The organism is Tardiphaga sp. 172_B4_N1_3 (assembly GCF_052076035.1).
Lineage (GTDB): Bacteria > Pseudomonadota > Alphaproteobacteria > Rhizobiales > Xanthobacteraceae > Tardiphaga > Tardiphaga robiniae.
On sequence record NZ_CP197238.1, the window covers coordinates 3038151 to 3060239 of the forward strand.

At 62.5% G+C, this 22089-nt stretch carries 18 protein-coding genes; 6 read left to right on the forward strand and 12 right to left on the reverse strand.

Translation table 11 applies throughout. The annotated features are described in order from the left end of the window. Nucleotides 1–72 precede the first annotated feature (72 nt). Nucleotides 73–5487: a hypothetical protein gene (locus tag AB7783_RS14445; RefSeq protein ID WP_441278008.1), complete on the forward strand. Its 5415-nt coding sequence runs from the start codon at nt 73–75 to the stop codon at nt 5485–5487. A gap of 108 nt (nt 5488–5595) precedes the next feature. On the opposite strand, the gene AB7783_RS14450 is transcribed toward AB7783_RS14445, so the two are convergent. Genes AB7783_RS14450 through AB7783_RS14470 form a run of 5 tightly spaced genes read right to left on the reverse strand, consistent with a single transcriptional unit; the run spans nt 5596 to nt 9858 of the window. Continuing rightward, complete coding sequence (locus AB7783_RS14450; RefSeq protein ID WP_093756638.1) at nt 5596–6000, reverse strand: GFA family protein; 405 nt, start codon at nt 5998–6000, stop codon at nt 5596–5598. Between the two features lie 53 nt (nt 6001–6053). After that, nucleotides 6054–6929, reverse strand: coding sequence for an aldose 1-epimerase family protein (locus AB7783_RS14455; protein WP_439072496.1), 876 nt, complete (start codon nt 6927–6929; stop codon nt 6054–6056). Between the two features lie 31 nt (nt 6930–6960). After that, entirely contained in the window at nt 6961–7890 is a 930-nt protein-coding gene (locus tag AB7783_RS14460) for an MlaD family protein (protein ID WP_441278009.1), read from the reverse strand. Between the two features lie 19 nt (nt 7891–7909). Next, nucleotides 7910–8722, reverse strand: a complete 813-nt coding sequence (locus AB7783_RS14465; RefSeq protein ID WP_309948210.1) for an ABC transporter ATP-binding protein — start codon at nt 8720–8722, stop codon at nt 7910–7912. A gap of 5 nt (nt 8723–8727) precedes the next feature. After that, complete coding sequence (locus AB7783_RS14470; RefSeq protein WP_441278010.1) at nt 8728–9858, reverse strand: MlaE family lipid ABC transporter permease subunit; 1131 nt, start codon at nt 9856–9858, stop codon at nt 8728–8730. Nucleotides 9859–10111: 253 nt separating this feature from the next. Here AB7783_RS14470 and dgcA point away from each other — a divergent pair, with 253 nt between their 5' ends. Next, the gene (gene dgcA / locus AB7783_RS14475) at nt 10112–11083 is read left to right on the forward strand and encodes an N-acetyl-D-Glu racemase DgcA (RefSeq protein ID WP_439073060.1); all 972 of its coding nucleotides are present in this window, start codon (nt 10112–10114) and stop codon (nt 11081–11083) included. On the opposite strand, the gene AB7783_RS14480 is transcribed toward dgcA, so the two are convergent. Further along, nucleotides 11053–12270 (reverse strand): MFS transporter, encoded by a 1218-nt coding sequence (locus tag AB7783_RS14480; protein WP_441278011.1) that lies wholly within the window; start codon nt 12268–12270, stop codon nt 11053–11055. The two genes, dgcA and AB7783_RS14480, sit on opposite strands and share 31 nt — an antisense overlap. Before the next feature lie 76 nt (nt 12271–12346). On the opposite strand from AB7783_RS14480, the gene AB7783_RS14485 reads away from it, so the two are divergent. Continuing rightward, nucleotides 12347–13600 carry a hypothetical protein gene (locus AB7783_RS14485; RefSeq protein WP_441278012.1) on the forward strand — a complete coding sequence of 418 codons (1254 nt, stop codon included), beginning with the start codon at nt 12347–12349 and terminating at the stop codon, nt 13598–13600. A 15-nt stretch (nt 13601–13615) separates the two neighbouring features. On the opposite strand, the gene AB7783_RS14490 is transcribed toward AB7783_RS14485, so the two are convergent. The 5 genes from AB7783_RS14490 to AB7783_RS14510 form a co-directional block, all read right to left on the reverse strand. Continuing rightward, nucleotides 13616–14602 carry a threonine ammonia-lyase gene (locus tag AB7783_RS14490; RefSeq protein ID WP_441278013.1) on the reverse strand — a complete coding sequence of 329 codons (987 nt, stop codon included), beginning with the start codon at nt 14600–14602 and terminating at the stop codon, nt 13616–13618. Nucleotides 14603–14655: 53 nt separating this feature from the next. Continuing rightward, nucleotides 14656–15705, reverse strand: coding sequence for a glycosyltransferase family 4 protein (locus AB7783_RS14495; RefSeq protein ID WP_441278014.1), 1050 nt, complete (start codon nt 15703–15705; stop codon nt 14656–14658). A gap of 14 nt (nt 15706–15719) precedes the next feature. After that, nucleotides 15720–16517, reverse strand: a complete 798-nt coding sequence (locus AB7783_RS14500; RefSeq protein ID WP_374725715.1) for a UDP-2,3-diacylglucosamine diphosphatase — start codon at nt 16515–16517, stop codon at nt 15720–15722. 56 nt (nt 16518–16573) lie between these two features. Next, nucleotides 16574–17233, reverse strand: a complete 660-nt coding sequence (locus tag AB7783_RS14505) for a class I SAM-dependent methyltransferase (RefSeq protein WP_093756645.1) — start codon at nt 17231–17233, stop codon at nt 16574–16576. Between the two features lie 383 nt (nt 17234–17616). Further along, a complete protein-coding gene (locus tag AB7783_RS14510; protein WP_441278015.1) occupies nt 17617–17766 on the reverse strand; it encodes a hypothetical protein in 150 nt (49 codons plus the stop codon). 390 nt (nt 17767–18156) lie between these two features. Here AB7783_RS14510 and AB7783_RS14515 point away from each other — a divergent pair, with 390 nt between their 5' ends. Next, nucleotides 18157–19107 (forward strand): hypothetical protein, encoded by a 951-nt coding sequence (locus AB7783_RS14515; RefSeq protein WP_441278016.1) that lies wholly within the window; start codon nt 18157–18159, stop codon nt 19105–19107. 135 nt (nt 19108–19242) lie between these two features. After that, nucleotides 19243–19710, forward strand: coding sequence for an MAPEG family protein (locus AB7783_RS14520; RefSeq protein ID WP_184518843.1), 468 nt, complete (start codon nt 19243–19245; stop codon nt 19708–19710). A 3-nt stretch (nt 19711–19713) separates the two neighbouring features. On the opposite strand, the gene AB7783_RS14525 is transcribed toward AB7783_RS14520, so the two are convergent. Next, entirely contained in the window at nt 19714–21657 is a 1944-nt protein-coding gene (locus tag AB7783_RS14525) for a BTAD domain-containing putative transcriptional regulator (RefSeq protein WP_441278017.1), read from the reverse strand. A 192-nt stretch (nt 21658–21849) separates the two neighbouring features. On the opposite strand from AB7783_RS14525, the gene AB7783_RS14530 reads away from it, so the two are divergent. Further along, nucleotides 21850–22041, forward strand: coding sequence for a hypothetical protein (locus tag AB7783_RS14530; RefSeq protein WP_089265222.1), 192 nt, complete (start codon nt 21850–21852; stop codon nt 22039–22041). Nucleotides 22042–22089 lie beyond the last annotated feature (48 nt).

The following is a 22089-nucleotide window of genomic DNA, read 5'->3' on the forward strand; positions in this document are numbered from 1 at the left end:
TCGCCATGCTGCAGGCGGGAACGAATCGTGGGGACTTCTGTCAGTTGCGTAATCAGGGGGCGTGGAACGAGCATGGCAAACAACACCAAAAAGGCCAAGGATCCGACCGAAGTCGCGCTCTCTGCCATCCAGGAAGCACTCAACATCAGTGACCCCGCGCATGTCGATCGCGATCAACCCGCGATCCGTGCCGACAACGCTCCCACCAATCCATCTTCCCCCGTCGACCTCGACGACAACGCCTTCGACGCACGCATCGCCAATGATCGCCCGAGCTTCGAGCCGCAGGACGATCAGCGCTTTGCGCGCCGTCCCGCGAACGATGACCGCGAAACCATCGGCCAGATCCTGCAGGCGCTGCAGAAGAACCGCCCCGCCCGCAACGTCTATACGCTCGCCACCCTGTTCGCCGGCTTGTGGATCGTCGGCGCAGGCCTGTTGACTGTTGCGTTCCTGCCGTCGCTGCAGGCCCTGATCGGTCAGGGCTCCGGCGGCACGCTGGCGCTGGCTGGCCTTGCTGCGCTGCTGTTCGCCCCGATTTTGCTGTTTTACTTCCTCGCCAGTCTTGCCTGGCGCGGCCAGGAAATGCGCCTGATCGCCCAGTCGATGGCACAGGTTGCGATCCGCTTCTCCGAGCCCGAAAGCACCGCCAGCGACTCGATGGTCACGGTCGGCCAGGCGATCCGCCGCGAAGTCGCCGCGATGGGCGACGGCGTCGAGCGCGCGATTGCGCGTGCCGGCGAACTCGAAACCCTCGTCGCCAACGAAGTTTCCGCGCTCGAGCGCGCTTACTCTGACAACGAAGTCCGCATCCGCGCACTGCTGCAGGACATCGCGCATCAGCGCGACAACCTGGTCGGTCAGGCCGAGCAGGTTCGCTCCGCCATTTCAGGCGTGCAGATCGATCTCCGCCACGACATCGCGCTGATTTCGGACGCCATCGCATCGCGCGTCGACGAAGTCGCCAAGAGCATCACCGGCGCCCTCGAAGAGCGCGGTGAACACATCACTCGTGCGCTCGGCAATGCGGGCGACAACATGATCCTCGCGCTCGGCGAGCGTGGCGGCGACCTGCTCGACCGCCTCGAAGAGGCCAGTGCCGAGACCACCCGCGCGGTGCTCGACGCCAGCGAGCGTCTGACGACGAGCCTCAACTTCAAGACCGGCCACGTGCACGACGAATTCGTCGATCTCGCCGACCGCGTCCACGAAATGCTCAACGAGCGTATCGACCGCATCACCAGCGAATTCGAACAGCGTTCGTCCACGATTGTCGACCGCGTGTCGGACCGCACCGAGCAGGTCCACGACTCGCTGAAGAATTCCAGCGATAGTCTGCTGCTCGAGCTTGAGCTGCGTAGCGGCGACCTCGTCAGCAAGATCGACGATGCCGGCAACCGCTTGGCCAACCAGATCCTCACGTCAGGCGACAAGGCGGGCGAGTCCCTCGACGCCACCGTCAACGCACTGGTCGCCAAGGTCGCGAGCCAGACCGAAACCGCGCACGACACCCTCAGCCTGCAGATGAACGCCTTCGACGAACTGGTGAAGGAACAGGGCAGCGAGCTGGCCGAGCGCTTCTCGCGCGACAGCGGCACGCTGGGCGCACTGATCACCAAGCACATCTCGGAATTCGACCGCACCGTGAAGACCTTCGGCGGCGAAGTCGTCGATCGCCTGGGTCAGCGCACGCAGGACATCTCGGAAACGCTGAAGACCTATGTCGATAATTTCGACACCCGCGTCGCGTCCAATGTCGGCGGCATCACGTCGTCGCTCGACACCCGCCTCGCAGAATTCGAGACCAAATTCGAAGGCCGCGTCGTCAATCTCGATGCGTCGCTCGACAGCAGGATCAAGTCGTTCGACGAGACCGTCGATGGACGTCTCAAGAGCCTTGAAGAAACGTTTGACGCTCGGGCGCAGTCGGTCACCGCGACCATCGATACGCGTCTTGAAAACCTCGCATCGACGCTCTCGGAAGGTGCCAACCAAGCCGTCCAGTCGGTCGATTCGCGCCTGACGCATCTGACCACCGCCCTGACCGAAGGCGCGAACCTCGCAGTCAGCTCGGTCGACGACCGCCTGACCCACCTGACCACCGCGCTCACGGAAGGCGCCGTGCAGGCGATCCACTCGATCGACGACCGCCTTTCCTACTTCACGAGCTCGCTCACCGAAGGCACGACGCAGGCGATCACGGCCATCGACAGCCGCATCAACAACGTCACCGATGCCATCGACAGCCGCAGCACGCTGTTCGCGGATACTATCACTGCGCGCTTCCAGACGATCCACGAAGGCATGGAAGGTCGTATCGGCATTGTTGCCGGCGGGATCGAATCCCGCGTCGAACAGTTCGAGGAACTGCTCGGCTCGCGCATCGAAGCCGTTGCCGGTCGTATCGAAACCTCCGGCCGCACGGCCAGCGACTCGCTCATGGCCCGCGCCGAAGAACTCTCGATCGGCATCAAGACCAATGTCGAGGACGCCGAGCGTTCGCTCACGCATCTCATGGTCAATACCAGCGAGACCATTCAGGCCGGCGCCCGCGCCGCACAGGAATCCCTCGTGTCGGTCTCGACCGATGTCGGCGCGCAGCTGAAGCTGACGGCGTCCGATATCGAGAGCTCGCTGACCGCTGTCGGCACCACTGCCGCCACGGCCATCGTCAACAGTGCCCGCGATGCGCAGGCCACGCTGGTCAATGCGTCTTCGGAAGCCTCGCTGCAGGTGAAGTCACTGTCGGCCGATGTCGAACGCACCCTCACCGCCGCCGGCTCCGCCACGGCGGCCTCGATGCTCTCAGGTGCCCGCGACGCCCAGTCGACCCTGGTCGCCACCTCTTCGGAAGTCGCCAGCCAGATCCAGTCGCTCTCGGCCGATATCGAACGCACGCTCACTGCCGCCGGCACGGCGACGGCCGACTCGGTCCTGTCCGGCGCCCGCGCCGCGCAGAGCACGCTGGTCGCCGCATCGACCGACGCCTCGCAGCAGGTCCGCACCCTTGCGGCCGATGTGGAGCGCACACTGATCGCCGCCGGCACCGCCAGCGCGGACTCGATCCTGGCCAGCACGCGCAACGTCCAGTCCTCGCTGATCGACGCCTCGACCGAAGCATCGAACCATGTCCGCAACCTCGCGGCCGACATGGAGCGCAGCCTGACCACCGCCGGCACCGCAACTGCTGAGTCGATCGTCGCCGGCGCCCGCGAAGCCCAGAGCACGCTGGTCACAGCGTCTTCCGAGGCATCAAGCCACGTGAAGTCGCTCTCCATCGACGTGCAGCGCACACTCACCGCGGTCGGCGCCGACACGGCGGCTGCGATTCTCTCGAGTGCTCGCGAAGTGCAGACCTCGCTGGCAACCTCCTCGGCGGATGCCGCGAACCAGATCAAGGTGATCTCCGCCGACATCGAGCGTTCGCTCTCGAACGTCACTGCCAACACCACCGACAACATCCAGACCAGTGCGCAGAATGCGCACAACTCGCTGGTCGCCGCCTCGAACGAGATCACCACCAAGATCAAGATCACCTCGTCGGAGATCGAGCGGTCGGTGTTCGCCGCTTCGGGCAGCTTCGGCACCACGATGACCGGCAAGACCGACGAAATCGTCACCTATGTGCAGCAGCAGACCGACCGTCTGTCGCAGATGGTCGATGCCAAGCGCGGTTCGCTGGTCGATGCCCTGGGCGCCAAGGCCAATCAGCTCACGGTCGATATCGATCGCGTCACCGCCGACGCGCTCAAGGCGATCGAGAGCCGCGGCCAGACCTTCTCGCAGACCATGGTCACCAACAGCACGGACGTGGCTCGCGCCATCACCACGGCTGGCGAACTCGCCACCGGTGCGGTCAACAAGTCGCTGAAGGATCTCGAGCAGAGCTCGCGCACCGCCATCGAGCAGTCGCGTCAGGTCTCGATCACTGCGGTCACGGAGATGCAGGAAACCAGCAAGATCCTGCGCACCGATACCGTGGCGCTGTTCGAACGCCTGCGTGAAGGCAACATCCTGCTGCAGGAAGTCCTCACCGGCGCCCACGACAATCTCAACTCGCTGGAGCGCGCTCTGGTCACCCGCGTGGCGGACTTCGTGTCCACCATGAACGACGTGACGTCGCGCAACGGCCTGGCTACCCAGACGCTGGAAGAACAGCTCACCGTGTTCACCTCCAAGACCTCCAAGGCCCTGGAAGATCTCGGCTCACTCTCGGGCCAGTTCGAAACCCATGGCCATGCCCTCGTGGATGCCGCGGCTCTGGTCGAACAGAGCAACCGCACCACGATGTCGTCGGTCGGCGAACGCAAGGCGGCGCTGGAATCGCTGGTCACCACCATCGATCTGCGCACCACCGATCTCGATCAGCGCCTCACCCGCTTCACCGGCCTGCTCGATGAATCGCTGGCAGCCGCTGAAGAGCGTGCCCGCGACATCGCCCGCGTCGTCGCAGAGACCGCCGGTCAGGGCTCGGCTGCGATCAGCCGGCAGTTCGAAGCCGTCCGCACCGCCGCGGAAGAAGAACGCCGCGCGACAACGCAAGCCATGAGCGAGATCTACCAGCAGGGCACGCAGGAAGCCGATGCCATGTTCAAGCAGTCGGCCGACAAGTTCTCGTCGATGGTCGCCAGCATGAAGCAGATGGCTGCCGAAATGCACAATGAGCTCGAGAGCACCCGCACCGAACTGCGCCGTGGCGTTCTCGACATGCCGCAGGAAGCCGCCGAGAGTACTGCGCAGATGCGCAAGGTGATCGTCGACCAGATCGAGGCGCTCGCCGAGCTGAACCGCATCGTTGCCCGCCACGGCCGCGGCCTCGACGTGGTCTCGACCAGCCGCACCACCAGCGTGCAGCGTGACGAGGAGCCGGCGATGGCGATCGCCAGCAGCCGTAGCGAAGCGCGCCACGAGGCTCCGCGTCCGGCCCCACGCCGCGAGGAGCCGCCTGCCCGTAGCGCAACGAACTTGCCGATGCCCGATATCGGTGGCCCTGCGCCGCGTCGCACCGAAGCGCCGTCGGTCGCTCCGGCCAACTCCGACCAGGGTCGTGACGGCTGGCTGTCGGATCTGCTCGGCCGCGCCGATCACGTCGAGGAAGATCGCACGCCGCCGCGCCGCGCGCCGACTCCGCAGCAGCCTGCAGCCTCGGCCAATCCGCTGGAGTCACTGTCGCTCGATATCGGCCGCCTGATGGATCGGACACTGGCTGCCGAAATGTGGGATCGCTATCAGCGCGGCGAGAGCAAGGCCTTCAGCAAGCGGCTCTATACGCCGGCCGGCCAGAAGGCTTTCGATGAGGTCGCCCGCAAGTATCGGTCGGACCGCAACTTCAAGGGTACGGTGGATCGCTACATCACCGAGTTCGAACGCCTCCTCGACGAAGTCGCCCGCGATGAACGCGGCCCGGCAGCGCTGCGCAGCCATCTGACCTCGGAAACGGGTCTGGTCTACACCCTGCTCGCGCATGCAGCGGGTCGGCTGGGCTAAGCAAGATTAAATACGAATGCGAAAAGCGGAGGCAGCGATGCCTCCGCTTTTTTGTTGAGCCTGCTGTTGTGCCGGAGCGCTATACGCGGGGCCAGGCCGGTGCCGTCATCACGCGGGATCCTTGTCGTGAATGTTGACGCCGAACGGCAAGGACACCCAGGCATGCCGCCGGCAATGATAGACGGAGATCTCCGGAGGCGGAAAATCCGGATCAGCAAAGCAGCCGACCGCCACAGCTACGGAACGCGCTTCATATCCTTCTTCGGTGTGGAAGAGATTGGTGCCGCAGACCGGGCAGAACCGGAATCGGAAGCGCGCTCCCTGATCTCCTGTGCGGACATATTCAGTCGCGATGCCGCTCACATTGTAACTTGGCCCGAACCCCGCGAGCGCTGCAAAGACGCTGCCGGTCCGGCGCTGGCAGGCGAAACAGTGGCATATACCGACGCCCCTCGGCTCGCCTTCGAGCACGATGGACAGCTGACCGCACGAACAGGACGCAGTTCTCGACATGACGGACCTCCTCGATGCAGCGGTCTGCTGGATCACGGGCCGCGACAGTTACCTCATGCGAACCCGATGCGTTGGGTGAAGCTGCGCGTCTCGCCCACCGCGATATGCATTACGCCCGGCTTGTCGGCGAACTCGCCGTCAAAATCCACCGGGCTGGCATAGCCGTACCACGGTTCGATGCAGAGGAATGCAGCCCCGGATGGTTTCGACCAGATGCCAAGTTCGCGAAAGCCTTCCCAGGCGAAGGTGATCGTCGGTCCGCCAGGCGCGCTATAACTCAGCGACCTGCTGGCGAGATGATCGAAGATCATCGCATCCTTAACGAACAGCGATTCCGACAACGCCAGTGCGCCGCCCTGTACCGGCGACGGTTCCGGCTCCCTCAGCAACAGTCCACCCTCGAGCCGTCTGATCGGCGCCGGTTCAGCATCGGAGAAGATGATCGTATGCGCGCGCTTGTCGGCGCCATCCGTCAGCGGCCAGTGAAATGCCGGATGCGCACCGATCGAGGCCGGCAGCATCTCGTCGCCAGTATTGGTGACGGCATAACCGATCACCAGTTCATCGCCCTCGATCACATAGGTGACGTCAAGCCGGAACGCGAACGGATATTTCGCCCGGCTGGCGTCATTGTCTGCCAGCGACAGCGCGCAGGACGCAGGTCCCTGCCCGGTCCAGCTGAAGCGCTGGTCGCGCGCAAAACCGTGTTGGGTCATTGCATAGACCTGGCCACGATGGCGCAGCACATCGTCCTTTAGCTTGCCGACGATCGGAAACAGCAGCGGCGCGTGGCGAGGCCATTCCTCACCGGCCTGCCAGAGCACTTCATGCCCATGCGCATCCTTCAATGAGCAGAGTTCGGCACCAGCGGCCTTGATCGTCGCCGTGACGCGGCCATTGCTGATGGTGAAGCTATCTTGGGTCTCCATCAGCGCTCTCCATGTATATCGGGACTGGTGTCTATTGAGCCTGCTGGCGACGACGCGGCGGAGCGACAGATGCCGGAGGCGCCGCCGGTGCAGGCGCAGCCGCGGGTGTGCCGCTGCTGGCGCCAAACAACAGGCGCGTTGGGTTGCGGTCAAGATTGTTCACCGCGCGGCTGATATCAGCGAGGGTACGGCGACCATCGAGCATCAATGCGCCGGAACGCTTGTCGAGGTTCTCGGTCAGCTCATGGAACGACTTCACGGCCGCAGTCAGCTCACCGCCGTCCTTGCCCCCCGCGAGCGCATCAAGGCCGAGCAGGATATTGTCGGTTCGCGCAACAACGCTGTCGGCCTTGCCCATGACACCATCGGCTTTGCCCATCACGCTGTCGATCTTCAGCATGATGCCGTCGATTACTTCCGAATTTTTCGCCAGCGTCGCCGTGAAGGTTTCGACATTCTTCATGGCGCCCTTGAGAGTATCCTGATTGTCGGCGACCAGACGATTGACGTTGTTCAGCGTTGCCCGGATCGATTCAGAGATATCCCGCAACAGCTCCGGATCGGCCGTCAGGACCGGCACGCCGTCGGTGTCCAGCGGGACCGCGGGCGCAGCTTCATCGCCGCCCTTCAGCGCGACCGCCGCTACACCCGTGAGCCCCTGAAATTCCAGACCGACCTGCGTGTCCTTGCGAATGGGCGCGATGTTCTCGACCATCGCCAGCGCAACGACGCGCTTGGGATTGTCGAGCTTCACAGAGACGACCTCGCCGACCCTGATACCATTGAAGTTGACATTGCCGCCGTTGCGCAGGCCCGACGCCGCGCCTTCGAAAATGATGCGCAGCGGCGTGCGCTGCGTGGTCGAATGCAGATTCTGGAACCACAACACGAAGCCGAACGCTGCGGCGATCACCGCCAGCGTGAAAATTCCGATCAGGACGAAGTTCGCCCGCGTTTCCATCAAACCAACTCCAGTACAACTAGCCGATAACAGCGCGTGCGCGCTTGCCGTGGAAATATTCCCGAAGCCAGGGATGCTGCGAGGCCAGCATGTCGGCCATCGTTCCCTGCGCGATGATCTTGCCATTACCGAGAACGGCGATCCGGTCGCAGGCTGTATGCAGGCTGTCGAGATCATGAGTTACCATGAAAACGGTCAGCCCCAAAGTTCGCTGCAGTGTGCGCACCAATTCGTCGAAATCGCCAGCGCCGATCGGATCGAGACCCGATGTTGGCTCGTCCAGGAACACGATCTCCGGATCGAGCGCGAGCGCCCGCGCCAGCGCCACGCGCTTGATCATGCCGCCCGAGAGTTCCGACGGATAGCGATCGGCGACCTCCGGCTTGAGACCGACCATGGTAAGCTTGGCCATGGTGATCTCGTCGAGCAGACGTTCCGAGACCTTGAGATATTCGCGCACCGGAAACTGGATGTTCTGCCGCACGTTGAGCGACGAGAACAGCGCCCCGTGCTGAAACAGGATACCCCAGCGCCGCTCGACATCGCGACGTTCCTTGTCACCTTTGTCGAGATCGGTGCCGAACACTTCGATCGTGCCGGAAACTTTCGGCACGAGGCCAATGATCGTGCGCATCAGCACGGACTTGCCGGCGCCGGACGCGCCGACGAAACCGAGGATTTCGCCGCGCGCCACGTTCAGGTTGAGGCCGTCGAGCACCCGACGGCTGCCGAATGCCACGGTAAGATCGCGCACGCTGATGATCGCATCGGCAGAGGTGGAGGCGGCAGCCGTCGGCGTCTCAGTAATGGGCGTCGCAGTCGTCGAGGTCATGGCCGTCAGATCCCGATCGTTGCGAAGAAGATCGCGAACACGCCATCCATCACGATCACAAAGAAGATCCCCTTCACCACGGACGATGTTGTGTGCTGCCCCAGCGACTCCGCGCTGCCCTGCACGGCAAGGCCTTCGACGCAGGCCACGATGCCGATCACCATGGCCATCACAGGCGCTTTCACCATGCCGACGATGAAGTGGTTGATCGAAATCGCCTCGCGCAGCCGCGACAGGAATGACGATGGATCGACGCCCCCATAGAGCCAGGCGACCAGACCGCCGCCATAGAGCGCAGCCATCGCACCGAGAAATGCGAGAATAGGCAGCGCCAGCACCAGCGCCACCATGCGCGGCAAGATCAGAACTTCGATGGCATCGAAGCCCATGGTGCGAAGCGCATCGATCTCCTCGCGCATCTTCATGGAACCAAGCTCGGCGGTATAGGCGCTGCCGGAGCGCCCGGCGACCATGATCGCCACCAAGAGCACGCCGAGCTCGCGCAGCACCAGCACGCCGAGCATGTCGACCACGAAGACGTCGGCGCCAAAGCGGCGGAAATGGAACAGGCCCTGCTGGGCAACGATGCAGCCGATCAGGAAGGTAATCAGGACCACGATCGGTACTGCGTTCCAGCACACCTGCTCCAGGTGATGCACCACCGAGGTGAGCCGGAATTTCGACGGATGCCGCCAGACGCGGAACCAGGCCGCGATCACGGCGCCAATCATATCGACCAGCGCGACGAGGGTTTCCCCGATGCCATAGATATTGCGGCCGATGCCATCGAGCACGGCAGTCAGAGTGCTACCGCTTGCCGGTAACGGGACCGCAGGCTTCACGCGGCGGACTTCGTCGACCAGGGTCGCGTAATTCGCCGAAAGGCCCGCGATCTGCGCCTCGTGGCCGCCATTGGTCAGCGCCCGACGCAACCTCTCGATCAGCCACGCGCCGAATGTATCCAGCTTGGAGACCTGCGACACGTCGATGAAGATGTTGGGGCGGCTACCGGTCAGCTTTTCGGCCTCGCCGACGAGTTTTTCAAGCGCGGGGGCAAAACGCGCCGTCCACGACCCAGCCGCGCACAGCGCCAAGCCGTCGCCTTTCGCGATCTGTTCCAAGGTCGGGCCGCTCAAAACAGGCTCCCGCGGGCGTTCAGTCTGTGCATGAACAAAGTATTAACACGCCCAAATACGTTTCTGAGAAGCCAAGTGAAGCCAACACGTTGCTATGGTTAATATAGCCTTAATCCGCCCTGTCAGACACCGGCATTGCGTCGCAAACAAGTTCACGGCGATCACGTAAACTTATAGACACGTCATTACCCGCCGTTGCCGGCACAGCCCGAAAGACGCCGCATTGTCCGCATCCGACGCTGCCCCCGCCCTAATGACCGCCCGGATCGAGCAATGGCCGATCGCTGGCGCCTTCACCATCAGCCGCGGCGCCAAGACCGAGGCCGTCGTCGTGGTCGCCGAGATCAGCCGCGGCGGCGTAACTGGCCGCGGCGAATGCGTGCCCTATGCGCGCTATGGCGAGACCCCGGAGGCTACGCTGGCCGCCATTCTGGCGATGCAGGACCGATTTGCCGCAGGCCTCGGCCGTGACGCCTTGCAATCGGCCATGCCCGCCGGTGCCGCCCGCAACGCGGTGGATTGCGCTCTGCTAGACCTCGAAGCCAAGAGCCAGGGCCAGCGCGTCTGGGACATGCTGCAGCGGCCGGCACCGCGCGCCTGCACCACCGCCTATACGATCTCGCTTGGTACACCCGAGGCGATGGCCTCCGCCACCGCAAAGGCCGCCTACCGGCCGCTGCTGAAGATCAAGCTCGGCAGTGACGACGACATCAGCCGCATCAAGGCCGTGCGCCAGGCCGCACCGGAATCCGAGTTGATCGTCGATGCCAATGAGGCGTGGACGCCGGACAACCTGAAAGCCAATCTCGATGCCTGCCATAACGCCGGCGTCACGCTAATTGAGCAGCCGCTGCCGGCAGGCAAGGATGATGCGCTGATGCATGTGCATCGGCCGATCATGGTCTGCGCCGACGAGAGCGTGCATGGCCTCGCTTCGCTCGAGGCGCTGCGCGGGCGCTATGATGCGATCAATATTAAGCTCGACAAGGCCGGTGGCCTGACCGAAGCGCTGGCGATGGCCGATGCCGCGCGCGCCATGAATCTCGACATCATGGTCGGCTGCATGGTGGCGACGTCGCTGGCGATGGCGCCCGCGATGCTGATTGCGCAATATGCACGCTTCGTCGATCTTGATGGCCCGCTATTGCTCGCCGGAGATCGCGACGGCGGTCTGCGCTATGACGAAAGCACGGTCTATCCGCCCGACGCGGCGCTCTGGGGCTGATCGCCCGCAACGTCCGGCGGCTGCCCGGCGCGATGCCGGCCGAACCATATGACGGTCGCGCCGGCAAGGCCAAGCACGGCCATCACGTAGTAAACGCCCTCGCCGTAACGTGCATAGATCGCGCCTGACAGAACCGCCATGCTGCTCATCACAAGGCCTGTGCAGGCGGTGACATAACCCTGCGCCCGCGCCATGACGTGCGGCGGCACGTGATGCAGCAACAGGCCCATTGTGCCGAGTTGCGTCAGACCGTAGGTCGCGCCGTGCAGCAATTGCACAACCACGAGAATCGGGAGCGGAAGCGTTTGCGCGGTCAGCGTCCAGCGCAACAATGCACCGAGGCCACCGAGGATGACCATGGTCGCAGGTGCCAATGTCAGGCGTGGCGACACCGCGAACAGGATGATTTCGGCGAGCACGCCGAGCGTCCATAGACCAGCGATGGTGAGGCCGTCGAGCCCAGCCGCCTGCCAGGTGATCGACGCAAAGGTGTAGTAGCCGGCATGGCTGCCCTGGATCAGTGCTGCGGAGATCGCGATCGCGAGGAAGCCGGGATCGCGCAGCAATGCGCTTGCCTTCGAGAGCACCGTGCCGTCGCCTGTCGGCGCGCCCAATGGCTGCAGACCAAGGCTGACGACAGCCGACAGCACCATCGCTGCAACAATCACCCAGATCAGATGCTCACCGTCGAGCCAGTTGACCACCAGACCGCAGGCAAGCGCACCAACCACGAAGGCGGCCGAGCCCCACAGCCGTAGCGGACCGTAACTGAAGCCGAAGCGCACCACACCTTTTAGCGCATAACCATCGGTCAGCGCCGTGAGCGGCGTCCAGACCACTGCCGTCAGCGCGAACACCAGGAGCACAGCGAGCGGTTCGCGTAGCGTGCCTACTGTCGCAAAGCCGATCATGGTGAGAAAGGCACAGACAATCATCGTCTCGCGCAGGGCATGACGGCGCTCTGCGAAAGCGGTGATGAACGGCAGCGTAGTGAAGCGCGTCATGGACGGCACAGCAAGGATGGCGCCGATCCAGGTCGGATCGATACCGATCGCCTTCAGCCAGACCGGGAAGAACGGCAGATAGAAGCCGCTGGAGCCGAACACCGTGCCGTAGAACATCGCCAGCCGCTGCGCGAATTTGCGGCGGATTTGCGGGGCGCTATGGGTGGCAGATTCGGCTATCATGAGGTGAACTGCGATTCGCCACGGGATCGTGGAGATGGTTACATACCGCGCATCCCTGTGCGCGCCACGAGTTATCATGATGGCCGAAGAAGCATTTGCCCTGTCGCCGATCTCTGCCCGCCCCACCCTGCCGGGCGAGGCAGACTATGACGCGATCCGCGAAGCCTTCATGGAGACCGCGCGCGGCCGCTGGTTTCTCGCCGAATATGCCAAGCGCAACCGCACGGCCGATACCAGCCTGGTGCTCGAAGCCGTCACGCGGCTGGAAGCCAATCTCGCCGCCCAAAAGCAGGCGCCGGCGCTCAGCCTGATCGCCGCGCTCGGCGCGATCCGTTCTGCCGTCCGTCAGGCCAAGGCCAGCGCCATAGAGGCGATGCCGCGCGTCGACGCCGACGAGGTTTTGACCGGCGCCCGTAACGGCACCCGCATCATTCGCGAGATCGCCTGGACGCTGCGTGAATGCGGCGCCGACACGCGGATCTGCGATCTGCTCGACACGCAGGTCAAGGCTATCGAGGCCGGGCAGCAGGCTCTCAATGGCAACGGCCGTGAGGATGTGCTGGCGAGCTACGACTTGCTGATGCAGCGGGTCGAGCAGATGGTCGATGGCAGCGCGGCGACGGTTGCGCAGGCCGAACCGACTCCGGCTGCCGAAAAGGTCGAGCCCGTTGCCGCCGAAGCGCGCGAAGCATCCGTGACGCCGTTGTTCAAGTCGCAGGCGAGCGAAGTGCTGGCTGAGACGGTCACGATCTCAAGCGTCGAACCGCCGCGCGCCTCCGTACAGCCGCCCGTTGCAGAGACGGTGGTCGTAGAGACCGTCGCTGAAACGGCCGCGCCTGTCGCAGAAGCCACCGCGGAGCTTGCCGCCACGATGGCCGAGGCCTCCGCGGCTATCGCTGCGGACGATGTCCCGGAGGCGCCTGAAACGGCAGGGATTGCTGAGGACGAACATGACCTCGCCGTCCTCGATATGGTCGCCGCAGAGATGGGCGCGCTCGATCTGAGCGAGCCGGAGGTTATTGAGCCTCAGCTTGCCGAGCCTCAATACGTTGAGCCTGAGGTGATGCAGGTTGAAGCTGTCGCTGTTCAGCCAGCAGAGCCCGAAGCCCTCAATCCCGATCTGATGACGCTGGCGCAGATTGCAGAGGTTGCGCTGGCACCCGAGCCGCCGCAGCCGGATCTGGTGCCTAAGGTGGAAGCTGCCGCGCCGTCCCTTGGCGCAGCGCTGATCGCTGGCGGCGTGATCGCGGATCCGAACGCGCCGGCATCGGACCCGCTGGCGCCGATCCGCAAGATGACGCAGGCTGAGAAGATCGCGTTCTTCTCGTAAGCGCCTCTCGCCAGATCAGGCGTTGATGATCCTGGCGTAGAGATCCGCATCGACATTGCCGCCGGACAAAACGATCACCACCGTCTTGCCGCGCGCGTCGAAACGCCCGTGCATCAGCGCAGCCAGCGCCACGGCCCCGCCGGGCTCGACCACCAGCTTCAATTCGCGGAACGCAAAAGCCATCGCCTTGCCGACTTCCTCGTCAGTGGCGGTGACGGCCTCCGACAGCAGATGCTGGTTGACCGCAAAGGTGATTTCGCCGGGCGTCAGGGCCATCAGCGCGTCGCAGATCGTGCGGCCCGCATTGCTATGGGCGACACGTTTGCCGGCGCGCAATGAGAGGCCGTGATCGTCAAAGCCCGCGGGCTCTGCGACGATGATCGAGGTCTCGGGGAATCGCGCCTTCACGGCGGTCGCGATGCCGCCGATCAGGCCGCCACCGGATGCCTGCGCAGACACGATGTCCGGCACGATGCCCAAGGCGGCCATGTCTTCGGCGATCTCGCGGCCGACAGTGCCCTGCCCGGCCATCACGAACGGATCGTCATAGGGCGGCACGACCGTCGCGCCGCTCTTGCCGGCGATGTCGCGGGCGATGGCTTCGCGGTCTTCCTTGTCGCGATCATAGAGCACGACTTCGGCGCCATAACCCCTGGTGCGCTCGACTTTCGACACCGGCGCATCAGACGGCATCACGATGGTCGCCTTCATGCCGAGGATCTGCGCTGCGGCGGCTACGCCCTGCGCATGATTGCCGGAGGAGAATGCGACGACGCCCCTGCCGCGCTCACCCTCGGGGATCGAGGAAATCTTGTTGAAGGCGCCGCGAAACTTGAACGAGCCGGTTCGCTGCAGCACTTCCGGCTTCAGGAACACTTTCGCGCCGGTCAGCGCATCGAGCGCAGGCGACCGGAGCAACGGCGTACGCGTTGCATAAGGGGCGATGACGCGCGCGGCGGCATCAATATCGGCGCATGTGATCGGCAATGGGGTGTTTGTCATGCGCGCATTTTATCGCGCGGCACAACCGGCGGGCAAGCTATGCAAAGAGCATGTCAGGCAGCGAAACGCGGATGCTTCGCTGCGGACGGTGCACGGGCGGCGATTTCGGCCCGCACATGGCTGATATTGTTGACGAAAGCGCGTGCCGACGCCTCCCAGGTGTGGCCTGCGGCAAAGCTGAGACAATCTCGCGGCGAGATTTCGAGCGCCTTGAGACAGGCCTGCCGCAAGTCATCCGACAAGACGCCGACCGGCGACGCGCCGATCACGTCCTTCGGACCCGTTACCGGGAAGGCAGCCACCGGCACGCCGCTCGCCAACGCCTCGAGCAGGACGAGGCCATAGGTGTCAGTCTTACTCGGAAACACGAAGACATCGGCTGAGGCATAGGCAACGGCCAGAGCCTCACCCTGCAACGCGCCCGTGAACAGCGCCTCGGGATATTTCGCTTCGAGCGCGGTACGCGCCGGACCATCGCCGACCACAACCTTGGTACCCGGCAGATCGAGATCGAGGAAGGCTTCGAGATTTTTCTCGACGGCGACGCGGCCGACCGAGAGGAAAATGGGCTTCGGCTTGCCGAGATCGACCTGGCGCGGATGAAACAGATTGGCGTCGACGCCGCGCGGCCACAGCACGACATTGCGGAAGCCGCGGTCACGTAACTCGGTCGCCAGCGCCGGCGTAGCCGCCATCACCGCGGAGCTCGCGCCATGAAAACGGCGCAGGCCGGCCCAGACCCAGGATTCCGGAATCGGAAAACGTGCCGAGATGTATTCGGGAAAGCGCGTGTGGAAACTGGTGGTGAAGGGAATGCTCCGGCGGCGGCAATAGGCACGCACCGAAAATCCGATCGGGCCTTCGGTCGCGATGTGGATGTTGTCGGGCTTCGCCTCGTCGATCAGTTGCGCAATCTTGCGGCGGCTCGGGATCGCAACGCGCAAATCAGCGTAGCTCGGCAGCCCGACCGTACGAAACGATTCCGGCGTGAGAAAACTCACATCGACACCAAAGCCCTTGGCCGCCTCCGCCATCATTGTCAGCGTGCGCACGACACCGTTGACTTGGGGATGCCAGGCGTCGGTAGCGACGAGAATGCGCATCAGGCCGCCATCCTTCACGCCGCCTTGGCCGGTGCGAGCGCCTGCACCGGCATGCCGCGGCGGACCGGATCGGTCCAGGTAATGATCTCGAAGCGGCCATCCTCGTGTTCGACCAGCGCCGTACAGCTTTCGACCCAGTCGCCGCAATTCATGTAGCGGATGCCGTGCTCGTCACGGATCGTCGCGTAGTGGATATGACCGCAGATCACACCGTCAGCGCCGTGGCGTCGCGCTTCACCGGCCAGCGTCTCTTCGAACGCGCCGATATAGTTGACGGCGTTCTTCACCTTCATCTTGGCCCATTTCGACAGCGACCAGTAAGGGAAGCCGAACAATTTGCGCAGCGCATTGACCAGACGATTCATCTGGATCGCGAAGTCATAGGCCTTGTCGCCGAGATGGGCGAGCCAGCGCGCGTTCTGCACCACAAGGTCGAAAATGTCGCCATGGATGACGAGATATTTTTTGCCGTCAGCGCCTTCATGCGTCGCAGTCTCGACGACCTCGATACCGCCGAAATGCGTGCCGTAATAACTGCGCAGAAACTCGTCGTGATTGCCGGGAATATAAACGACCTTGGCGCCCTTGCGCACCTTGCGCAGCATCTTCTGGACGAAGTCGTTATGGGACTGCGGCCAGTGCCAGCCGGATTTCAGCGCCCAGCCATCGACGATGTCGCCGACGAGATAGATGGTATCGGCATCATGGGTACGGAGGAAGTCCAGCAGCCGGTCAGCCTGCGATCCGCGGGCGCCAAGGTGGACGTCGGAGATAAACAAGGTGCGAAAGCGCTTTTCGTTGCCTTCACTCATCACGTCTCTTTCCATGTCGAGCAGCTAACTGATTTGCATGACACGGCGATGACGATTTACGCCGCCAGCGCCGCCGCGGTTCGCTCAAAAGTAACCAATGTGTAGATGCCGAACGGCGCCACCTTGCGGCGTTCGACGAGGATCGATTCAGCATTCGCCTGCGACCACGCCTGCAGCCGCGCGAACGGGAATTCCGGGCGCAGACCGAGGGAACGGGTCTTCACGGCGGCCCAGCGCTCGACGGCGGCTGCCAGACCAGTCTCCGAATACAGATGATTGACGAGAATGATGCGGCCGCCCGGCTTCACCACGCGGTGGCACTCGGACAATACCTGCTCGGGATTCTCGACCAGCGTAATCACGAACTGTGCGACGACACAGTCGAAGGTCGCGTCAGAAAATGTCATGGCATGGGCGTCCATCTCCCTGATGTCCTTGACCCATGGATAGCGGCCGGTTGCCATCTTGGCGCGCGCCTTGGCGAGCATGGGCGCGCTCAGATCGATACCGGTGATCTCGGTTGTCGCATCATAGTCATCGAATGACAGGCCGGTGCCGACGCCGACTTCAAGCACCTTGCCGCCCACAGCGCGCGCTGCTTCCGCAGCCGCACGGCGCCCCTTCAGCATCACCGGACCGCACACCGCATCATAGATCGGAGCCCAGCGCGCATAGGCCGTTTCAACAATGGATTTTTCGAGATCCAGCGTCGTCATCAGAGGTTCCGTCCAGCGTGTCCGAAAGAATCGGACAACCAACTTGCTGTTCGGCTGATATCAAGCCGGGATGACAGATCGACGACAGAGTGTCGCAGGAGAAGTACCGCCGTAACTGATATATACCCACAGAGCGGCTGCAGCGCGTGGATCGCGAATCCGGTGCTGACGCGCAGAATGTTCAAGACGAAGCCCTTCCTGACCGCGTTCGACACGCCTGGCCGCCTTTTCGCGGCGCCTTAAGCGAAAATAACGCTGCTCTGACGCCTGACTGACGTCGGCGACGACGTCGACAGGCTTCAATCGTTGTCACGCAGCGATATGCCGGGATATCCGGTCGCAAAAATCGGAGCACCACCATGCGCGCTTACGCACAGTTTGTATCAGGCGACGATCATCTGCGTCTCGGTGCGATCTTCAGCCTGCCTGCCACGTGGCGGCAGCGAGCCCGTTTCAGGGCAGAGTTGCGCGCGGATATCAGAGACAGGCCCGATTTTCTCCACGATATCGGCATCGGCCTGTACGAAGCGCATGCCGAAGCGTCACGGTTTTTCTGGGAGCCTTGGCTACTGAAGCGCCGCTAGTCCAAAATCATACGTTGCTGCGGCGGACCTGCGCTCGGCCAAGAGCATAACATTCGTCTTTTCCAACAACGTTTGATCGGACGATGTAACGCTCATACTGCGCCGATCTCTCAACAACGCTTCTGTAGCGCCCAACTAACGCCGGCGATGACGTCGACAGGCTTCAATGGGTGTCACGCGAGTCCTGCGGCCGCACATTCGGATCGCAAGGGTCTTTACCAGATAGCTACCGATTTCGGACCGATGCAATTCCAATAATTGCGATCGCGATTGCTTCGCATTCCGCGGAGCACTTGAGAGGCCCGCCAGGGCAAATACGTAACCAGGCAAGGGGTGCGCATGCAGATGGTTGGCAGGCTATTGTCCGCACTTGGCGGACAAGGACCAGCGCTTTTGGTGATCTCGCTTTGTGCAGGGCTGTTGATCCAACCTCTCGCTCATTTCGGCTACGATCTTTTGCCGTTCTCGGCATTGCTCCTGACACTAGGCTCGTTTCTCACAGCCGGTCTCGCGCCATCCGAAGCCAGGATTCGTCTGCCTCTGATGGCCCTGGCGGTTGCCTGGGTCGGCCTGGCGCTTCCTCTTGCCGCTGCCGCTCTACTGTCCTTCTTTCCGCTTGATCCTGCGATGCGGGCCGGTGTTCTGCTTTCTCTCCTGGCGCCGCCGGTCGGAAGCGCGGCCGCGATCGCTGGGATGCTTGGTCTGCGAACACGTCTCGCTTTACTCGTATCCATCGCACTCACCCTCCTCACGCCGATTTCAATTCCGTGTTTTGCCACAGTGCTCGGACTTGGAATTGAATTCGACATGGGCGCGCTGGCTATCCGATTGTTCAGCATCATCGGCGCTGCAGGCTTGGTTGCCTTTCTGGCAATACGGTTTCGCCGGAATCTGATGCCCGTTCTGCCCGACCAACACGCTGCCACCGGGGTCGCCGTTATCGGACTCATCATCGTCGGACTGGCAACCTCACAGGGCATACGGACCCACTGGATCAGCAATCCGCTACGTTTCGATGTCATGCTCGCCGCGGCGGTCGTCTCCAACTTTGGACTGTGCGTGCTCGCAACTTTGACATTCGCGAGAATGGGGTTACAGACCGCTGGAACGATAGGCCTCGTGAGCGGAAACCGTAATGTCACTCTCGTGTGGGCAGCGGCCAGCTTTGGTCTGCCATCTCTCGCGGAGGGTTATGTCGCTGCGTGCGTCATCCCTGTCCTCGCGCTCCCTCTCATCGTCAAGCTTTGCCTCAAACTACCTTCCTTCAGTCGTCTCCTCCCGCAAAACTGATGACCAAGAGGCGACAGCCCCCGATCAGCACTCGTACGGGGGGCCAAATCCCGCGTAAACAGACACAGACATTGTATTTCGCTGGGAAACGCGCTGGGCCATAGATACGATCTATGGCCTATGGGGGACGGCACATTGGACAAACTCACTCTGAACGATCCGCTATTCGCTACCTACGTCATTGCTGCGAGTCTGACGATCCTCAAGGCTGTGGCGATGTCGTGGCTGACTGTAGTCCGTATGGTCGACGTCAAAGGCGGCTACCGTTCGCCCGAGGATATCAAGAAGACGCCGATGAACCCCGCGCCCGACCCGGCGCAACTCTTGCCCAACGAGCGCGTCGAGCGGATTCGCCGTATCCAAATGAACGACCTCGAGAGCCTGCCCTACTTCCTGGTCGCGGGTTTGCTCTACATTCTCACGCAACCGTCCCTGCTGCTCGCCCAATGGCTGCTATACGGTTACGTCGCCTCACGTCTGCTTCACTTCATCGCCTATCTCACCGGACAGATTCATGAGATACGCGCGACCTTCTGGACTGTGGGCTCGCTCATCCTGATCTTCATGACCGTCCGGACGTTGATATCTGCAGTCGGCGCGTGAAGTTCAAGCCGTAACGCCGGCTTCGCGCTGAGCCGATAGGTAACGTTCAAGATCGTCGTCCTGCTTGAAAAAGCGCATGGCACGAAGCTCTGTTATAGTTGTCTTTTGCACGGCATCGCGCTGGCGCGTCACGTCGCGGGCCTCTTCCAATCGCCTGGCGGCTACAAGATTGGCTACCAGCATGCGATGGCCCGTACCGTTGGCCGGATTTTGCTGGATCGAGTTGCGCGCCCACAAGACACCATCCTCAGGGCGCCCGAGCGCAAAGCATGATGCAGCCAGGCCCGTCATCCAAAAATGGAGCATATTGTCGTAGGGGCTGAGGGCGATCGACCGGTGAAGGCATGTGACAGCATGCTCATAGTCGCCCCCCATGCTGTCGATCATTCCAAGAATGCCCCAGGCGAAGGCGGAGCTTGGATTGAGGCGCACAGCTTCCTTGCAGTGGATGCGCCCCTGATCGTTGTTGCCGACCGGACCAAACAATGTGAAGCCATAGACCGCATGGGCGAAAGCATCTGCGCCATCTTGCTCGACGGCGCGGCGCGCCAAGACGAGGGCTTCGACCAACGTTTCCGGCAACGCCGCCGCCCCCAGAGGCGACGCCATGACAAGTGCCCAAGCAAGGGACGCCAGCGTGGCTGGGCGCAGCTGATCGCGGTTGAGAGACTGTCGCAACAATACGATCGCCCTCGTGATCCCGTCACGGGTTCCGTTCCATAGATGGGGAAGCGCTCGCAGGTAGATGTCGTAAGCCGAAAGATCAGAGAGCGGCTTGCGCCTTGCGCGCTCGACCTCGGCGCTCCGCACGGCCGGATCAATCACTGCAGCGACGCTCGCGCTGATGTCATCCTGCAGATCGAAAACATCGACGATGGCGCGATCGTAGCGATCCGACCAGACCTGAACCTCATCGCGGGCATGGGTCAGTTCGGCCGATACACGAATGCGGTTGCCCGCTTTGCGGATGTTGCCGCTCAGGACGTATTGAACACCGAGTTGTTGCGCGATTTGCCGGCTGGTCAGCCTTCTATCCTTGAAGGCGAAGCTCGATCCGCGTGCGATGACCACGAATTCGCGAAAGCGCGACAAAGCGGTGATGATGTCCTCGGTGACGCCATCAGCGAAGTATTCCTGCTCCGGGTCGTCGCTCATGTTCCGAAACGGCAGAACCACGATGGATGGTTGATCCATGACCATCATCAGAGCAGGCGCAAGTGGAGTCGATATCTCGATCTCGCTGACAGCCACCGATTCGATCAGTGTCTGGGCTCTGCGTAGTTCAGCAACGAGCGCTCTGGTTGCTTCGTCCGGCTCTGTATTGAGCTCTCGCTTCAGAAGCCCAACGACCTCTTGATAGTATTTGAGCGCTTCAGCTTTACGCCCGGTTGCAGACAGAGCTTGCATGATCAGCCGGTGCGCATCCTCACGCATGTTGTTCAATGCGCTGGCACGGTGCCCGGCCTTCAATGCGTAATCGGCACGACCGGCGACCAGTTCTTTTTCGCCGAGCCCGACCATCGCAGTCAAAGCCAGCTCCTGAAATCGCTGGCGTTCACCAGCCAACCAATCGCTCCAGCCTTCTTCGGTAACACCGATGTCATCGACGAAGCGCCCTCGATAGAGATCCGCTGCCTCACCCAGCGCATCGCGGCCGCCCTCCCGCACCAAGGCCTCGAACCGGCTGACATCACACAGGATCACCGTCGTATTCAGCGATACGAACTCGCCATCGCTCTTGAGAGCATCTCGCCCCAGAATTTGACGTAGCTTGAACAGTGACTGACGGAGGTTCTGCCTTGCTTGCGCGTCGAAATAAGACCCCCAGAACAGGGTCGACAGTTTTTCGCGCGGCTGAGGCTCCGGTGCCGTGCAAGCCAGATAAGCAAGCAATCCCGAGAGCTTCTTGTTTGGCAAGCCGACCGCGCCGTTCGGCCCGGTGAGCACGACGCGTCCCAAAAGCGAAAGATTAAATTTTGGGCACACTGTCGGCTACTTCCAAGTTTTGAACAAATGCGTCCTCTGAATATACATTTAACTCAGATTGGCAACTTTGCGAGCAGTATTAACGCAGCGATGACGGCTGACTAACGCCGGTGAGACGGCAGCGGGTTCAAGTCAAAATGCGACGAGATGCGAATGGCATTCGGCGCAGAGCAACTTCACCCGGAAGCCGTCATGCGCACGCGTCACATCATTGCAGTCGTCGCTACCCTGACCGTGATCCTCGCCGGAGTTGATGTGGCGCTGACTTCCCTGGCTGCTCCGAAAGCCAAGGCGGCTTCGCACGCCACGCCTCCCGTCTCACCCCTCCTTTTCGGAGGCGACTGATCTCAGTTCGATTTCGAAGTAGCCATCAAGCAGGAGGTCGCATTGACC

What these genes read in the sequence shown, in the direction of transcription:
- AB7783_RS14445 (WP_441278008.1), top strand. Translation starts at nt 73, where the DNA reads ATGGCAAACAACACCAAAAAGGCCAAGGATCCGACCGAAGTCGCGCTC.
- AB7783_RS14450 (WP_093756638.1), bottom strand. Translation starts at nt 6,000, where the DNA reads ATGTCGAGAACTGCGTCCTGTTCGTGCGGTCAGCTGTCCATCGTGCTC.
- AB7783_RS14455 (WP_439072496.1), bottom strand. Translation starts at nt 6,929, where the DNA reads ATGGAGACCCAAGATAGCTTCACCATCAGCAATGGCCGCGTCACGGCG.
- AB7783_RS14460 (WP_441278009.1), bottom strand. Translation starts at nt 7,890, where the DNA reads ATGGAAACGCGGGCGAACTTCGTCCTGATCGGAATTTTCACGCTGGCG.
- AB7783_RS14465 (WP_309948210.1), bottom strand. Translation starts at nt 8,722, where the DNA reads ATGACCTCGACGACTGCGACGCCCATTACTGAGACGCCGACGGCTGCC.
- dgcA (WP_439073060.1), top strand. Translation starts at nt 10,112, where the DNA reads ATGACCGCCCGGATCGAGCAATGGCCGATCGCTGGCGCCTTCACCATC.
- AB7783_RS14480 (WP_441278011.1), bottom strand. Translation starts at nt 12,270, where the DNA reads ATGATAGCCGAATCTGCCACCCATAGCGCCCCGCAAATCCGCCGCAAA.
- AB7783_RS14485 (WP_441278012.1), top strand. Translation starts at nt 12,347, where the DNA reads ATGATGGCCGAAGAAGCATTTGCCCTGTCGCCGATCTCTGCCCGCCCC.
- AB7783_RS14490 (WP_441278013.1), bottom strand. Translation starts at nt 14,602, where the DNA reads ATGACAAACACCCCATTGCCGATCACATGCGCCGATATTGATGCCGCC.
- AB7783_RS14495 (WP_441278014.1), bottom strand. Translation starts at nt 15,705, where the DNA reads ATGCGCATTCTCGTCGCTACCGACGCCTGGCATCCCCAAGTCAACGGT.
- AB7783_RS14500 (WP_374725715.1), bottom strand. Translation starts at nt 16,517, where the DNA reads ATGAGTGAAGGCAACGAAAAGCGCTTTCGCACCTTGTTTATCTCCGAC.
- AB7783_RS14505 (WP_093756645.1), bottom strand. Translation starts at nt 17,233, where the DNA reads ATGACGACGCTGGATCTCGAAAAATCCATTGTTGAAACGGCCTATGCG.
- AB7783_RS14510 (WP_441278015.1), bottom strand. Translation starts at nt 17,766, where the DNA reads ATGCGCTTCGTACAGGCCGATGCCGATATCGTGGAGAAAATCGGGCCT.
- AB7783_RS14515 (WP_441278016.1), top strand. Translation starts at nt 18,157, where the DNA reads ATGCAGATGGTTGGCAGGCTATTGTCCGCACTTGGCGGACAAGGACCA.
- AB7783_RS14530 (WP_089265222.1), top strand. Translation starts at nt 21,850, where the DNA reads ATGGCATTCGGCGCAGAGCAACTTCACCCGGAAGCCGTCATGCGCACG.